The organism is Ilumatobacter nonamiensis YM16-303 (genome assembly GCF_000350145.1).
GTDB classification, from domain to species: domain Bacteria; phylum Actinomycetota; class Acidimicrobiia; order Acidimicrobiales; family Ilumatobacteraceae; genus Ilumatobacter_A; species Ilumatobacter_A nonamiensis.
In genome coordinates, this window is sequence record NZ_BAOL01000159.1 from 1 (window position 1) to 15,604 (window position 15,604).

General features: G+C 67.8%; 14 protein-coding genes. 9 read left to right on the forward strand and 5 right to left on the reverse strand.

Annotation, left to right across the window (positions count from 1 at the left end; genetic code table 11):
• Positions 1-668, forward strand: a 668-nt coding sequence (locus ON45_RS14145) for a phosphotransferase (RefSeq protein ID WP_040494646.1), incomplete at its 5' end; no start/stop codon positions are given.
• Between the two features lie 4 nt (positions 669-672).
• Here the strand turns inward: ON45_RS14145 and ON45_RS14150 are convergent.
• Both ON45_RS14150 and ON45_RS14155 read right to left on the reverse strand, forming a co-directional pair.
• On the reverse strand, positions 673-1,764 hold the full coding sequence (locus ON45_RS14150; protein WP_040494647.1) for an aminotransferase class V-fold PLP-dependent enzyme: 1,092 nt from the start codon (positions 1,762-1,764) through the stop codon (positions 673-675).
• Positions 1,761-2,963, reverse strand: coding sequence for a PrnB family protein (locus ON45_RS14155; RefSeq protein WP_051063086.1), 1,203 nt, complete (start codon positions 2,961-2,963; stop codon positions 1,761-1,763). The genes ON45_RS14150 and ON45_RS14155 overlap by 4 nt, the downstream gene beginning before the upstream one ends.
• 94 nt (positions 2,964-3,057) lie before the next feature.
• On the opposite strand from ON45_RS14155, the gene ON45_RS14160 reads away from it, so the two are divergent.
• A complete protein-coding gene (locus tag ON45_RS14160; RefSeq protein ID WP_040494654.1) occupies positions 3,058-5,466 on the forward strand; it encodes a xanthine dehydrogenase family protein molybdopterin-binding subunit in 2,409 nt (802 codons plus the stop codon).
• A gap of 102 nt (positions 5,467-5,568) precedes the next feature.
• Here the strand turns inward: ON45_RS14160 and ON45_RS23140 are convergent, their stop codons facing one another.
• Positions 5,569-5,754: a hypothetical protein gene (locus ON45_RS23140; RefSeq protein ID WP_158412431.1), complete on the reverse strand. Its 186-nt coding sequence runs from the start codon at positions 5,752-5,754 to the stop codon at positions 5,569-5,571.
• A 1-nt stretch (position 5,755) separates the two neighbouring features.
• On the opposite strand from ON45_RS23140, the gene ON45_RS14170 reads away from it, so the two are divergent.
• The gene (locus ON45_RS14170; protein WP_158412433.1) at positions 5,756-7,516 is read left to right on the forward strand and encodes a threonine/serine exporter family protein; all 1,761 of its coding nucleotides are present in this window, start codon (positions 5,756-5,758) and stop codon (positions 7,514-7,516) included.
• Between the two features lie 39 nt (positions 7,517-7,555).
• On the opposite strand, the gene ON45_RS14175 is transcribed toward ON45_RS14170, so the two are convergent.
• Positions 7,556-8,047 carry a universal stress protein gene (locus tag ON45_RS14175; RefSeq protein ID WP_051063088.1) on the reverse strand — a complete coding sequence of 164 codons (492 nt, stop codon included), beginning with the start codon at positions 8,045-8,047 and terminating at the stop codon, positions 7,556-7,558.
• A gap of 76 nt (positions 8,048-8,123) precedes the next feature.
• Between ON45_RS14175 and ON45_RS14180 the strand changes: the two genes are divergently transcribed.
• The 5 genes from ON45_RS14180 to ON45_RS14200 are packed head-to-tail and all read left to right on the forward strand — an operon-like array spanning position 8,124 to position 13,972.
• A complete protein-coding gene (locus ON45_RS14180; RefSeq protein WP_040494649.1) occupies positions 8,124-9,053 on the forward strand; it encodes an ABC transporter ATP-binding protein in 930 nt (309 codons plus the stop codon).
• Complete coding sequence (locus ON45_RS14185) at positions 9,053-9,844, forward strand: ABC transporter permease (protein ID WP_051063089.1); 792 nt, start codon at positions 9,053-9,055, stop codon at positions 9,842-9,844. Before ON45_RS14180 ends, ON45_RS14185 begins: the two co-directional genes overlap by 1 nt.
• Complete coding sequence (locus tag ON45_RS14190) at positions 9,841-10,653, forward strand: ABC transporter permease (RefSeq protein ID WP_040494650.1); 813 nt, start codon at positions 9,841-9,843, stop codon at positions 10,651-10,653. The genes ON45_RS14185 and ON45_RS14190 overlap by 4 nt, the downstream gene beginning before the upstream one ends.
• 31 nt (positions 10,654-10,684) lie before the next feature.
• On the forward strand, positions 10,685-12,109 hold the full coding sequence (locus ON45_RS14195) for a M20/M25/M40 family metallo-hydrolase (RefSeq protein WP_051063090.1): 1,425 nt from the start codon (positions 10,685-10,687) through the stop codon (positions 12,107-12,109).
• 9 nt (positions 12,110-12,118) lie between these two features.
• A complete protein-coding gene (locus ON45_RS14200) occupies positions 12,119-13,972 on the forward strand; it encodes a bifunctional homocysteine S-methyltransferase/methylenetetrahydrofolate reductase (protein ID WP_040494651.1) in 1,854 nt (617 codons plus the stop codon).
• 49 nt (positions 13,973-14,021) lie between these two features.
• Here the strand turns inward: ON45_RS14200 and ON45_RS14205 are convergent, their stop codons facing one another.
• On the reverse strand, positions 14,022-14,465 hold the full coding sequence (locus ON45_RS14205; RefSeq protein WP_040494659.1) for a nitroreductase family deazaflavin-dependent oxidoreductase: 444 nt from the start codon (positions 14,463-14,465) through the stop codon (positions 14,022-14,024).
• A gap of 89 nt (positions 14,466-14,554) precedes the next feature.
• On the opposite strand from ON45_RS14205, the gene ON45_RS14210 reads away from it, so the two are divergent.
• Positions 14,555-15,568: an MDR family oxidoreductase gene (locus ON45_RS14210; RefSeq protein WP_040494652.1), complete on the forward strand. Its 1,014-nt coding sequence runs from the start codon at positions 14,555-14,557 to the stop codon at positions 15,566-15,568.
• The last annotated feature ends 36 nt before the right edge of the window (positions 15,569-15,604 follow it).

Sequence of the window (15,604 nt, forward strand, 5' to 3'; positions counted from 1 at the left end):
GCCTTGCGGTGTCGTTGCCGATCCCGATTCCCGCACCGGTTCGGGTGGGTCGTCCCGCCCTCGGCTATCCGTGGAACTGGAGCATCAACCCGTGGATGCCGGGTTCGGTCGCCGCGGTGACGCCGTTTGCCGCTCCGTCGACGGAGGCGGATCGACTCGGCCGATTCCTCGCCGCGCTGCACACGCCCGCCCCACCGGATGCTCCACCCAATCCGTACCGCGGACACTTCATCGCCGACAACACGTCGATCTTCACCGAACGTGTGGAACGGTTGCGTGGCACAGCGGGATTCGCTGCCGACCGTGTGCTCGATCGCTGGAAGGAACTCGTCGAGGTGGAACGATTCGGTGATGTCCCGCATTGGATCCACGGCGACCTGCATGCGCTGAACGTGCTGGTCGACGACGGAACGATCAGTGCCGTGATCGACTTCGGCGACGTGTGCGCGGGTGACCCGGCGACCGACCTGTCCGCAGCCTGGAGCCTGTTCGAACCCGGCGTCCACGAACGGGTTCGTGCGGCGGCAGGCGACGTGGACGAAGCGATGTGGCAACGTGCCGAGGCGTGGGCGCTCCACTTCGCAGTGGTCTACCTCAGCCAGGCCGCCGACAATCCGACGATGCGTGCCCTCGGCCACACGATGCTGACCCGCCTGGGCGTCACGTAACGGGTCAGAGCCGTCGTGCGACGCTGCGCAGGAACGTGTCGACGTCGGCGGCGCTGACGTGGACGTGTGGCGACACGCGGACGCCCGTTGCACGATGGTCGATCTCGATGCCGTCGGCGAGGAGTGCGTCGGCGGTCGCTTCGTCGGCATCGACGATGCAGGTCCCGCTGCGACGGGCGCGGTCGTGCGGGCTGACGACGCGGTCGCCGAGCGCCTCGATGATCTGATCGGTGAGTGTGAGGTTGTGGTCCCGGATCGTCTCGACGCCGATGGCCGCGATGGTGTCGATCGAGTGACGGGCGATCGTGAACGGAACGACGGTCGGGCTGCCACCCCAGAACCGCAAGGCATCGTCTGCGTACCGGAACCGGTGGATGTCGAACTCGAACGGTTCGGCGTGCGAGAACCAGCCGACGTCGATCGGCTCGTAGCGGTCGACCTGCTCGGGATCGACCCACATCCAGCCCGCTCCGGGTCCCCCGCTCAACCACTTCACGCAGGATCCGATCACGAAATCGGCGCCCCACTCGGTGACGTCGATCGGGATCACGCCGACGGATTGAGCGACGTCGACGATCGTGACGGCGCCGTGTGAGCGTGCCAGATCGACGACTTCGGCAACCGGGAGCAGTTGGCCCGTGTTCGACTGCACGTGGGTCACGAGGACCACGTCGATGTCGGCGGCGATGTGGTCCCGCCACACCGTGGGGTCGGTCGCGTCCTGGCCGCGGTCGATGAAGCGCACCTCGAAACCGGAGCGTTCACAGACGAATCCGAGTGAGGGAAACGTGTCCTCGGTGAGCAGGATCGTCGGACGTTCCGACGTGGAGCGGAGGGATCCGAAGATCTTGGACAACGCGCTGGACACCGTGCTCTGCGGGCAGATCGCCGCTGCCGTGGTCCCGAGCAGTCCGGCGAGCGACGTGCGAAAGGCGTCGATCGACTCCAGCCAGCGCGGCCAGGCGGCGGTGGTGTCGTGCTCCCATGCGTCGAAGTAGGTGGCGGCTGCTTCACGGGTGCCGCGCACGGGCAGTCCGATCGAGTGGCTCAGGAGATAGATGCCGTCGTGGTCGACGAAACGGTCCGCCGGGTTCATCGGTTGCGCAACATCGAGCGAAGGGTTGCGAGGTCGTCCCGGCGGGTCGGAATGTCGTCGCGATCGGCGGCGAGGCGGCGGTCGCGGAGCGCCTCCAGCGCATGGAGGAGGACGTCGAGCGGTGGCCCGCTGGCGGTGAGCCCTTCCAGATGCTCTGGCGGAATCCGTTCGGCGGGGTGCTGGATGAAGCGAGCGACCAGTTCGTCGTGGTGGTGTGCGGCCACACTGCCGTGCATCTCGCACACCTCGAGGAAGGTCGCCGCGTTCTCCTGGAACCACGGCTCGTCGCGCGACTCGGACTGCCCGAGCAAGCTGTCGAGCAGGTTCGGGTGTCGGAAGGCGTGGTGGAGCTGACGCTGTTCATCGGGTGTGAGGTACGGGATCTTCTCGACGACGATCTGGGTGTACGACGGGTCGGTCGGGCTGCACAGTCCGAGCAGCAGGTCGATCTGGTTGAACGCCGCGAAGTCGCCGGCGTTGGCGCCCCGGTACTCCTGTGATCCGACGCGGTACGGCTTGTAGTACGGCCGGACGGAGAAGAAGAAGTCGTCGACGTCGAGGATCTCGCCGAGTTCGGTGTTGAGCCGGAGCGCGTCAGCGAGCGCGTCCCGCGCCGCGACGAGCAGGTCGTGCGCTGCCGGGTGTGAGATCCCCATCGGGTGGATCCGACCCAGCGCGTCGGCAGCACGCATGTACGCGAACGCGGAGCGCGTGTTGTAGTCGATGAACGTCTTCTCGGCCGGCCCGGCGGTGAAGGTGCGATACATCCCGTTCACGGCGCGGTTGTAGGTCTCCATGTGGCTCGTCACGAACCGGGGAGCGGTGCCCACGCTGGCGCCCAGGTGGAGCGCCAGTGTGGATGCCTCCACGAGCGGCGACGATCGTTCGCGCGACGGTTCGGTGATCTCGTGACGGCGACACGCGGCCATGTAGTAGCCGACGTTGCCGAGCAGTTCGAATGCCCGGTCGAAGCCTTCGTCCGTGTTGCCCTCTTCGATCAACGGGATGATCAGTGCCCGCCCTTCGTCGTGGAGCGCCGTCTTGAGTTCGTCGCCCACACCGGCGACGTTGGCACGGTTCTCCTGCGTCGCGTAGACGGCCTCCAACTCGGTGTTCAGCTCGATGAAGCGCCCCCGAATCCAGGTGTCGAACGCGGCCACCCGCGGCGTCGTCGCGGAGTGTGGTTGGGCTTCGATCATGTGGATGGACCTCCAGCGGTCGGATCGCGCCATCGTAGGAGCGTCACGTGACGGGTCGAACCGGTTCCGCGATGCCGATGTAGCGTCGACGGCAATGACGACGACGCCCGCCAGGCCCGGTTCGATCCTCGGCACGCGAGTGCAGCGCACGGAGGACCCCGAGTTGCTCCGGGGTGCGCGGCAGTATCTCGCCGATCTCCCACTCCCGAACCGGCTGCACGCAGTGTTCGTGCGATCGGAGATCGCGCACGGGGTGCTCGGCGAGGTCCACATCGACGAGGCGCGTGACATGCCGGGTGTCGTCGAGGTCATCACCGGCGCGGACCTCGGCGTCCCACCGCACCACGGATTCGCTCCGGTGCACCGCGACTTCAAGCGACCGCCGATCGCGGTCGACCGTGTCCGTTTCGTCGGCGAGCCGATCGCCGTCGTCCTGGCCGAGACGTTCGCCCAAGGCGTCGATGCGGCACAGGCGGTGTGGGCCGACATCGAGCCACTGGACGCGCTCGTGACTCCCGCGGCAGCGTTCGCCGACGGCGCGCCACTGATCTTCGACGCACATGGTTCGAACGAAGCGATCGTGTTCGCCGATGACGATCCGGTCGAGTGGGCGGCCGACGATCACGTGATGCGCGGGACCTACCAGAACCAGCGGATGGCGGTCGTCCCGATGGAGCCCGACTGCGCGGCCGCGGAGGTCGATCCCGACACCGGGCGAGTGACGCTGTGGGTCTCGAACCAGATGCCACACCTCGTGCACGCACAGTTCTGTTCGGCGCTGAAGTTGGAGGCGGAGAACGTGCGTGTGGTGACACCGCAGGTCGGTGGTGGTTTCGGCGGGAAGGCGGGCCTCCACTCGGAGTACTCCGTCGTCGGAGCGTGCGCGATTCGTACCGGCCGACCCGTCCAGTGGGTGCCCACACGCAGCGAGGACATGGTGGTGCTCCCGCACAGCCGTGGCCAGGTTCAACACGTCGAACTGGGATGTCGCTCCGACGGGACCTTCACCAAACTTCGCGTTCGGCTGCTCGGTGACGGCGGCTCGTACCCGACGGTCGGCGCACACCTGCCGGGAGGGACGCGTCGGATGGCGCAGGGCACCTACCGGTTCGATGCGATTCAGTGCGACATCGCGGTGGCGGTCACCAACACGACGTCGATGGGCGCGTACCGCGGTGCGGGACGCCCCGAGGCAACGGCGATGCTCGAACGCGCGGTCGACCAGGCGGCACTCGAACTCGGGATCGACCCGATCGAGATCCGCAAGCGCAACCTCCTCGGCGACGATGTCTTCCCCTTCACCACCCTTACCGGGAACACCTACGACTCCGGCCGGTACGCGATCCCACTCGACCGGGCGGCCGAGGTCGTCGGCTACGACGCGCTCCGCGCCGAGCAGGCCGAACGCCGCGCGACGGAGGACGGCCCGTTGCTCGGGATCGGAGTCGCGTCGTACGTCGAGATCACGGCAGGCGGCGAGGCGACCGAGTTCGGCGACGTCGAGGTTCACCCCGACGGGTCGGTGACGGTTCTCGCGGGGACCCAGAACCACGGTCAGGGCCACCAGACCGCCTTCGCGATGCTGGTCTCGGACCAGACCGGGATCCCGGTCGATCGGATCACGCTGGTCGACGGGGACACCGACGCGGTGCGGACCGGTGGTGGCACCGGCGGTTCGCGTTCGCTCCAGCTCGGCGGCTCGGCGGTGCGTGGAGCGACCGAGGCGATGGTGGAGCACGCGAAGTCGATCGCCTCACGGATGCTCGAAGCAGACGAAGCGGACATCGTCGTCGACACGACCGCCGGAACGATCGGTGTCGCCGGCGTCCCGGCACAAGCGCTGTCGTGGAGCGATGTGGCGACCGAAGCCGAGAAGACCGGCGATCAACTGCACGGCGAGTTCGACTTCGCGCAGGCCGGGGCGACCTTCCCGTTCGGCGCGCACATCGCGGTGGTCGAGGTCGATCGGGACACGGGCTACGTGACGGTGCTCCGCCATGTCGCGGTCGACGACTGCGGCACGGTGCTCAACCCGCTGCTCGTCGAGGGCCAGCAGCACGGTGGTGTCGCCGCGGGCATCGGTCAGGCGCTGTGGGAGGACGTCGGGTACGACGAGGACGGCAACCCGATCACGTCGAACATGGCCGACTACGCGATTCCCACCGCGGCCGAACTGCCGATGTTCGAGGTCGTGTCGACCGAGACGCCGACGCCGCTCAATCCGCTCGGAGCGAAGGGCATCGGCGAAGCCGCCACGATCGGTTCCACGCCGGCCATCCAGAACGCAGTGATCGATGCCGTGTCGCACCTGGGCGTCCGACACATCGATCTGCCGTGCACACCCGAGCGGGTGTGGTCGGCGATTCGAGACGCGGAAGCCGGAACGCCGACGGACCCGTGGAAGGAGCCGCCGTCGATCTTCACCGCGCTGCGCGAACGCTTCGCAGCCGGCGCCGACCTCACCGAAGACGAAGCGGGAGCCGCCGCAGCCGACGGCATCTGACCAAAGCGTCGTTGGTGCCGGTCACCGATGAACCGTCGTCGCGCGTTGCTGAACCGGTCGACGTCGACCGGGCGGCGGGCGACGACGTGGTCTCGGCGTCCGTCAGCTGAACAGTGCAGCGGCGAGGACGGCGGCACCCACGCCCGTGATCTGAGCCCACGGCATGCGCTGGCCGCCAATCGCCTTCACGTCGAGAAGATCGAACGCGGAGCGCGAACCGTCCAGCCGCCCGCGTCGCCTCAGCGGTAGCGTCGCGGCGGTGTTGTGCCGTGCTGCTCGGACGATCATCGTGGCGCTCCTCGCTCTGATGGTGACGTGTGCGGGAGCCACCGTGGTGCCCGCTCCGGCGGCATCGGCGGCTCCCGACGAGACCGCGCCGACGGTGCCGGATTCGGAGGGCGAGCCCAGCGATCGTGTCGGGGACGTGGAGCCCACGACGTCACCGTCGACGACACCGGATCCGAACGGGAGCGATGACCCCGTCGACAGCACCACGACCGTTCCGGCCACGTCGCCACCGGAGACGGATGTCATCGATGACGGCGAGGGGACGAGTGACGTCGATGGCACGGTGACGATCCGTCCGGGATCCTCGCCGCAAGTGCGGACGTCGACCATCCCGGTCACGTCGATCATCTTCGCGCTGGTGGTGCTCGGAGCGGTCGGCGTCCTGGCGCTCCCGCTCGCGCGCCGACAACGAAACCACCCGAACCTCGCCGGTGACGATGCGCTCCTCAGCGATTCGAAGCCGCAGACGCGGAGACCGATCGAAGGCGGTCACACGGGACATCGCGCCGACGACGGCGACATCGCGGATTCGGCGACGATCGGTTTCCTGATCGGCCTGGGTGAGTTGTTGATCGACGCCGGCGATGCGGTGAGCCACGTCGAGGCCACCTTGCGGACCGTCGCCCGGGTGAACGGCCTGAGCGAGGTCGGCGTGCTCGTGATGCCGACAGCGCTGGTGGTGTCGATTCCGGGAAACCGCAACATCGGCACCGAGGTCAGCACCGCGGGGCGCGAGTCGTTGCGCCTGGACCAGATCGACGACGTGCTCCGGTTGGTGGGCGAGGCCGAACGCGGCGAGATCGGCTCGCTCGACGGGCAGCGGCGGGTCGCCGGGATTCGAACGTCGAAGTCTCCGTATCGTCCGAGCCTGGCCGTCGTCGGATACGCGTGTGTGACGGTCGGATTGGCGTTGGTGCTCCATGCGACCTGGAGCGAGGTCGCGATCGCGGCAGCGCTCGGGGCGGTGATCGGAGCCTTCCGGCTCTCCACGCAGCGCTTGGGTCCCTCGTATCAACCGTTCATTCCGTTGATTGCGGCCACGGCCGTGTCGATCACGGTGTTCGCCCTCGCCCGGGTCATCGACGACCTGGTGACGTTTCCGCTGCTCGTCGCTCCACTCATCACGTTCCTGCCGGGCGCCGTGCTCACGACCGGAGTCCTCGAACTGACGACGGGTCAGATGATGTCCGGTGCGACGCGGCTGGCATCGGGGGCGATGCAACTCGTGTTGCTGGCGCTCGGCATCGTGTCGGGCGGCCAACTCGTCGGCGTTCCTTCCGGGGACCTGCGGGGTGACTTCGACGGTGCGGCGGCGGCCGTCGCACCCTGGATCGGCGTCGCGATCTTCGGTGTCGGAGTCGTGTGGTTCAACGGCGCTCGGGCTCAGACGCGGGGATGGATCCTGCTCGTGCTCTACATCGCGTTCGCCGGACAGGTGATCGGTGGGCTGTTCTTCGGAAGCGCTCTGTCAGCGTTCTTCGGAGCGCTCGCGATGACCCCGGTGGCACTCCTCGCCGCTCGACAACCGTCCGGACCGACTCCGCTCGTGATGTTCCTGCCGGGGTTCTGGATGCTCGTGCCGGGTTCGTTGGGACTCGAAGGGGTCGCGCGCCTGCTCGGCGACGACGGCGCAAGCGCGGCGGGAACCCTGGTCACGACCGCGACGTCGATGGTCGGAATCGCTCTCGGCATCCTGCTCGGACTGATTCTGACAGCACGCGATCCCGAGCATCCGTGGGTCGAGGTGGAGCCACCGCGCTGACTCGAAGATGCTCGTCGGTGCCCGGCACCAACGCACACTTCAGTCGGGGTTCGAGGTGATGACCGGGCAGGGAGCGTGGCGCACGACGTAGTCGGAGACCGAGCCGAGCAGGGCGCGCTTGAAGCCGCCGGTTCCACTCGTACCGATCACGATCAGGTCGATCTCGGCCTCTTCGGCCCGTTCGCAGATGGCCGCCCCGGGGTCGCCGCCCAGGATCTCGATCTCGATCTCGGAGAGCCCGAGGAATGCGGCCGCCTCGTCGACGGCGCGTCGTGCATCCCGATCGCGCTCTTCGATCAGCTGTTGCTCGTCGGCGAAGGTCATCACCGGACCGGCGTGGCCGGAACCCACGACGATGGACGGATCGAGTGTCGGGACGACCGTCACCAGCAGTGAACCCAGCCCCGGCTCGACCAGGCGGATGCCCGCGCGGAGCGCCGCGTTCGCATGTTCGGACCCGTCCGTGGCGAGGAGCAGGCGCCTCGCCGACGGGTTCGCGGACGGTTCGACAGGTGCGGAGTGATCGGTCATAGGAGCTCATTCAGCACAGTAGTTGATGCTTGAATCCGGCTACGTCGCGTGCCGGGGTCTGTGTGACACTCCGGTCATGGATGTTCGCCCGGTGATCATGGCGCGCTCATTGGTCAAGCGGTTCGGCGACTTCACCGCGGTGAACGGGATCGACGTCGAGATCGTCCCCGGTGAGGCGTTCGGCTTTCTCGGTCCGAACGGCGCCGGCAAGACCTCGACCATGCGGATGATCGGTTGCGTCTCTCCGGTGACGGACGGCGACCTGCGGATCTTCGATCTCGACCCGTCGACCGACGGTCGCGAGATCCGCGGGCGAATGGGCGTGGTGCCTCAGCTCGACCAGCTCGACACCGAGCTCACCGTGGCCGAGAACCTGCTGATCTACGGGCGCTACTTCGACATCTCCCGACGGGACTGTCGAGCCAAGGCCGACGAGCTGATCGAGTTCGTACAGCTCGCCGAGAAACGCGACAGCAAGGTCGATTCGCTCTCCGGTGGCCAGAAGCGGCGGGTCAGCATCGCCCGCTCGCTCATCAACGACCCCGAGTTGCTCCTGCTCGACGAGCCGACGACCGGGCTCGACCCCCAGGCGCGTCACGTCCTGTGGGATCGCCTGTACCAGCTGAAGGAGCGCGGCGCGACGCAGGTGATCACCACCCACTTCATGGATGAGGCCGAGCAGTTGTGCGATCGCCTCGTGGTGATGGACGGCGGAGAGATCGTCGCCGAGGGGTCGCCGCAGGGGCTGATCACCGAGCACATCCGGCGCGAGGTGCTCGAGGTCCGGTTCGGCTACGGCCGGAACGAGCAGCAGCTTCCGGCGCTCGACGGTGTGGGGAGTCGGATCGAGGTGCTTCCTGACCGGCTGCTCATCTACGACGACGACGGCGACGCCGCGCTGTCGGAGCTGCATCGTCGCGAGATCGTCCCCGAGAGTGCGCTCGTGCGCCGCAGCAGTCTGGAGGATGTGTTCCTGAAGCTCACCGGTCGGACGTTGATCGAGTGATGCACACGATCGCCTCGCTCGGCCCGGTTCGCGTGTACAACCGCGAGTGGACCTACTTCCGGCTCGTCTGGCGGACTGCGGTCTTCGGGTCGGTGATCCAGCCCCTGATGTACCTCATGGGGATCGGACTCGGGATCGGCGAACTGGTCGACGGTGGACCGGCCGGGCCCGACGCGCTCGGCGGCGTGTCGTATTTCGCGTTCTACGCGACCGCGCTGATCGCGACCACGCCGATGTTCGTGCTCGGCCAGGAGTCGTTGTGGCCGACGATGGACGGCTTCACCTGGTCGCGCGCGCACCAGGCGATGATCGCGACGCCCCTCTCGTCGCGCGACGTTGCGCTCGGAAAGGGTCTGTACTTCGGACTCCGTGGTCTCGTGGCCGGTGCGGGCGTCGTGCTCGTGCTGGCATGTTTCGCCGAGACACGATCCTGGGGGCTGATCGCGGCGATCCCCGTCGGCGTGCTGACCGGGCTGTCGTATGCGATGGCGTTCGCCGCGTGGGTCGCGACGCGAGACACCGACAACTCGTTCTCGGCGCTGCTCCGAATCGGCATCATTCCGATGTTCCTGTTCGGGGGAGCGTTCTATCCCGTCGACCAGCTGCCGCCCGTGCTCGAGGCGATCGCCCGCGTGACCCCGATCTGGCACGGGATCGAACTCTGCCGTGGCCTGGTGCTCGGCGGTCTCGATCCGGCGACCGGGCTGCTGCACCTCCTGGTGTTGCTCGCGTTCGTGACAGCGGGAAGCATCGCGGCGTCGATCACCTTCGATCGGAGGCTGCGGCCATGAACACCCATGCGGTGTCGCTTCCGTTGCGGATCGTGCCGACCGCGATGCTCTCCATCCGCCGACCGCAGCGGATGATCGAGCGCAGTGCCTACGTGTACCGGCGCGGCTGGCTGATCTTGTTGAGCGGCTTCTTCGAACCACTCCTGTACCTGCTCTCGATCCGGGTCGGGCTCTCGGCGTTGGTCGGCGACATCGAGATGGGTGGTCGGACCTTCTCATACGACGAGTTCGTCGCTCCCGGATTGATGGCCGCCGCGGCGATGAACGGCGCGGTGTTCGAGTGCACGGCGAACGTGTTCTACAAGATCAAGCATTCGAAGCTCTACGAAGCAGTGCTCGCCACGCCGATGTCGGCCGGCGATGTCGCACTCGGCGAGATCGGTGGAGCGGTCGTGCGGAGTGGTCTCTACGCGATCGCGTTCGCGATCACCATGTGGGCACTCGGGCTGGTGGCGTCGCCGTGGATGGTGCTCGCGATCCCCGCGGCGATGTTGATCGGATTCACGTTCGCGTCGCTCGGCATGGCGCTGACCACGTTCATGCGTTCGTGGGAGGACTTCGAGTACGTTCCGGCGATCACGCTCCCGCTGTTCCTCTTCTCGACCACCTTCTACCCTCTCTCGCAGTACGGCGAATGGGCCTGGATGGTCGGGTTGAGCCCGCTGTATCACGGGGTGGAGCTGGTGCGCGCGGCAGATCTCGGCGTGTGGGACGGATCGATCATCGGCCACATCGCCGTGCTCGTCGGCCTCTCGGTCGTCGGGCTGGCGGTGGCCTCGCGCCGGATCGAACGCCTCCTCCTCACATGACGCTTCCACCGCTACCGTGACCGCCGTGACGATCGATGACACGCGGGTGCACGACACGTGCGCCACCGCTTGGGACGGCATCGTGCCCGTGCTGCACGACTACATCGCGATCCCGAACGTGTCGCCCGACTTCGACGCTGACTGGCGCGAGCACGGGTACATGGCGCAGGCGGTCGACCTGATCGAGGGGTGGTGCCGCGCCCGGCCGATTCCCGGTCTGACCGTCGAGGTCCACGAGCTGCCCGGCCGTACGCCGATCATCCTGATGGAGATCCCGGCGAGCGATCCTTCGACCGGCTCGGGGCCCGACGACACGGTGTTGATCTACGGGCACCTCGACAAACAGCCCGAGATGGAGGGCTGGCGCGACGGGTTGGGCCCGTGGACGCCGGTGCTCGAGGGTGATCGGCTGTACGGGCGAGGTGGCGCGGACGACGGATACGCGGCGTTCGCGAGTCTCACGGCGATCGAGGCGGTGCACGCCGCCGGTGGGGTGCACGCCAGGTGCGTGGTGCTGATCGAGGCGAGCGAGGAGTCCGGATCGACCGATCTCGCCGCGTACGTCGAGGAGTTCGCCGACCGGATCGGTACGCCGAGTCTCGTGATCTGTCTCGACTCCGGCTGCATCGACTACGAGCGCATGTGGGTCACCACTTCGCTGCGCGGGATGGCCGAAGGAATCCTCTCGGTCGACATCGTCACCGAGGGTCTCCACTCCGGCGACGCGTCGGGCATGGTGCCGTCGTCGTTCCGGATCATCCGCCAGCTGATCGAACGCGTCGAGGACTCCGTCACCGGGGAGATTCTCGTTCCCGAGCTGCATACGGAGATCCCAACGGGCCGTGCGGCCGAGGCCGCGTCGACCGCCGCCGAGATCGGAGCGCTCGCCGATCACTATCCGTTCGTCGAGGGGGCCCGGCCCGCCACCGACGACCCGACCGACCAGCTGCTGGCGCGGACGTGGCGTCCGACGCTGAGCACGGTCGGAGCGGACGGCCTGCCGCCGACCAACCGAGCCGGCAACGTGTTGCGGCCGCGTACCGCGCTGAAGCTGTCCTTCCGGCTTCCGCCGACGGTCCACCCGGACGTCGCGATCGAGGCCCTGACGAAGGTGCTGACCACGGATGCGCCGTACGGCGCCCAGGTGTCGTTCGATCACGTCCAGGGGGCACCGGGATGGAACGCGCCGGCGACCGCCGAGTGGCTGGAGTCCGCCATGTCGACCGCCTCCGAGCAGGCGTTCGGCCGGCCGGCGCGGTCATTCGGCGAAGGCGGCACCATCCCGTTCATGGGAATGCTCGGCGAGGCGTTTCCCGAGGCCCAGTTCCTGATCACGGGAGTCCTCGGTCCTGATGCCAACGCCCACGGACCGAACGAGTACCTGCACGTCCCGACCGCCCGGCGCCTCTCGATGGCGGTCGCTCACGTGCTCGACGCCCACGGCCGCCGAAGCTGAAGAACGACGATGACGACACGAGCGGAATTCCGCGCCCGAGTGACCGGACGCCCACTGCTGTTCGACGGCGCGATGGGCACCGTCCTGCAGAGCCGCGAAGCGGGAACCGGCCACGGGTTCGACGGGTTGAATCTCACCGATCCCGCCGTCGTCGGTGACGCGCACCGCGCGTACATCGAGGCCGGAGCGGACGTGATCGAGACCAACACGTTCGGAGCGAATCAGTTTCGACTCGCGGAGCACCGTGCGGCCGGCTCGGTCTCCGAGATCAACGCTGCGGGTGTTGCGATCGCACGTGGCGCCGCCGGTGACTCCGGCGTCTGGGTTGCCGGATCGGTGGGCCCGCTCGGTGTCGTACTCACGCCCATCGGACGGGTGACGCCCGCGGAAGCCCGGGAAGCGTTCGTCGAGCAGATCCAGGCGCTCGTCGATGCCGGGGTCGACCTGCTGGTGATCGAGACGATGCCGTCGATCGACGAGATCGAGATCGCTGTCGGTATCGCTCGGTCGCTCGCTCCCGATCTGGCGATCCTCGCGATGATGACGTTCGCCGACGATGATCGCACGCTGCTCGGCCTCGGTGCGGCAGAGGTCGCCCGACGATTGAGCGGGTTCGGGGTCGACGCGATCGGGGTCAACTGCAGTTCGGGGCCGAACCAGGTCCTGCGTCTGACGGCGGCGATGCGCGAGGCGACGCCCGGCATCGCGATCGCCGCGATTCCGAACGCCGGATTCCCGGAGCGTGACATCAGCGGTCGGGTCGGTTATCCGGCGACACCGGAGTACTTCGCTGACTACGCGAGCGCGTTCGTCGATGCCGGGATCTCGATCGTCGGTGGGTGCTGCGGGACGTCCGAAGAACACATCTCGGCCATGCGCATCGCCATCGACGAGGTGCGGCCGACGTCGATCGCTCCGCCGCGTCCGGCGATCGTCTCGAACGGCCACGACGAGTCGGTTTCGGCGGACCCGCCGACGGCGCTGAAGCAGGCGTTGGAGGAGGGACGATTCGTGGCGACGGTCGAGATGCGACCGCCGAAGGGCGTCGCCGCGCAGAAGATGATCGCCAGCGCGACCATGCTGCGTGAGGCCGGTGCAGACTTCCTTGACATCGCCGACATCCCGCTCGCCCGGATGCGGATGAGTGCGTGGGCCGCAGCGCATCTCGTCCAGCTGCACACCGAGGTCGAGACGATCCTCCACTTCCCGACGCGCGGACGAAACCTGCTGCGGGTGCAGGCCGACCTGCTCGCGGCGCACGCGCTCGGAGTACGCAACCTGTTCGTGACGATGGGTGACCCGGCGCGGATCGGTGACTATCCCGATGCGTCCGACGACTACGACCTCGCATCGACGGGTCTGATCCGCCTGCTGAAGGAGCGGATGAACGCCGGACTCGACCAAGCCGGCGCGTTGCTCGATCAGCCGACGCACTTCACGGTCGGGTGCGCCACCTCGCTCACGTCGTCGGACACCGTGCGCGAAGCCGCGCTGCTCGCGAAGAAGATCCGTTCCGGCGCCGACTTCGCGCTGACGCAGCCGTGCTTCGACGCCGAGGCCGCCCGTGAGTTCATCGAGTCGTACCGCAGTGAGTCGGACGGCGAGACGATCCCGCTCCTGCTCGGCGTGCAGCCGCTCTACAACGCGCGCAACGCCGAGTTCCTCCACAACGAGGTGCCCGGCATCCGCATCCCGCAGCACTACCGCGATCGGATGCGGCGCGCCGACGACCCGCGGACCGAAGGTGTGGCGATCGCTCTCGAGATCGTCGAAGAACTCCGCGTCGACGTGCAGGGCATCTACGTCATCCCCGCCTTCGGCCGCTACGACCTCGCCGCCGACCTCCTCGACGCCATCCGCTGACGCACATCCGCTGGGGACCATCGGGTGTCAGACACCCGATGGCGCATCGTCAGTCGACGGGGCGGGCGACGAAGACGGGGATCTCACGGTCGGTCTTGGCCTCGTAGTCGGCGTAGGGGGCGAACACCGCGACGCTGCGCTCCCACCACGTCGCACGCTCGTCGCCGGTGACGATCTCGACGTGGTAGTCGTGCGGCTCGGGACCGTCCTGGATCTCGACGAGCGGATGGGCGACGAGGTTGTGGTACCAGCCGGGATGGTCCGGCGCCCCGCCCTTGGAGGCGACGAGCGCGTACTCGCCGTCGTGCTCGACGCGCATCAGGGCGAACTTGCGGAGGTAGCCGGAACTCGCACCGAGGCTCGTGACGATGATGATCGGGATCCCGGTGTCGAGCAGCGTGCTCGCCTCCCGGCCGTTGGTGGCCTCGTAGGTGGCGACCTGGTCGGCGACCCATTGCTGTGAACTCGGTACGTACTCTCCGGTGAGGGGCATGACCGCAGAGTAGATCACGACGGGTCGGTGGTCGTCTGGTCCGTCGAGTCGACTTCCGTGGAACCGGCTCGAGCGGTCATTGTGGGGTCATGACATCGTTCCAGGCCCTCGTCGTCCGGGAAGCCGAAGCAGGCAACCCGAAGTCCGCAGCACCGTCGATCGAGCAGCTGACCGACGACGACCTGCCGGAGTATCCCGGTGACGACACCGTCGTGGTCGACATCGACCACTCGTCGCTCAACTACAAGGACGGGATGGCGCTCACCGGGAAGGGTCGGATCATCCGCTCGTTCCCGATGGTGCCGGGGATCGACTTCTCCGGGACGGTCGTCTCGTCCGAGTCGGATCGGTTCGCCCCGGGCGACGCTGTGATCCTCACCGGGTGGGCGGTCGGCGAGCGTTTCTGGGGCGGCTACTCGCAGCGGCAACGGGTGAAGGCCGATTGGCTGGTCTCCCGACCGGATTCGATGTCGAGCGTGCAGGCCATGGGGATCGGCACCGCCGGGCTGACGTCGATGCTGTGTGTGCTCGGGTTGGAGAACGGCGGCGTCACGCCGGGCGACGGACCGATCGTGGTGACGGGAGCGGCCGGCGGCGTCGGCAGCGTGGCGATCGCCGTGCTGGCATCGCTCGGCTACGAGGTCACCGCCGTCACCGGGCGACCCGAGGAACACGACTACCTGCGTTCGCTCGGCGCGTCCGCGTTCCTGACTCGCGACGAGATGTCGGAGGAACCGAAGCCCCTGGAGTCCGAGACCTGGGCGGGAGCGGTCGACGCGGTCGGGTCGACGATGCTCGCCAAGGTCATCGCCCAGACGAAGTATCAGGGCGTGGTGACCGCGTGTGGCCTCGCCGGGGGAGTGGACCTCCCGAGCACGGTGATGCCGTTCATCCTGCGCGGCGTTCGGTTGCAGGGCATCGACTCGGTCAACGCACCAACGGCCGACCGTGAGGCAGCGTGGTCCCGCTTGGCGACGGACCTGCCGAGCGACCTGCTCGACTCGATGACCGAGATCGTCCCGATGAGCAGCCTGCCCGAGCAGGGTCAGGCGATCATGGCCGGCCAGACCCGGGGCCGCGTCGTCGTCGACCCCAGCGCGTAGCGGTACGTGACGGGTCAGACCCGTTACGTAACGGTC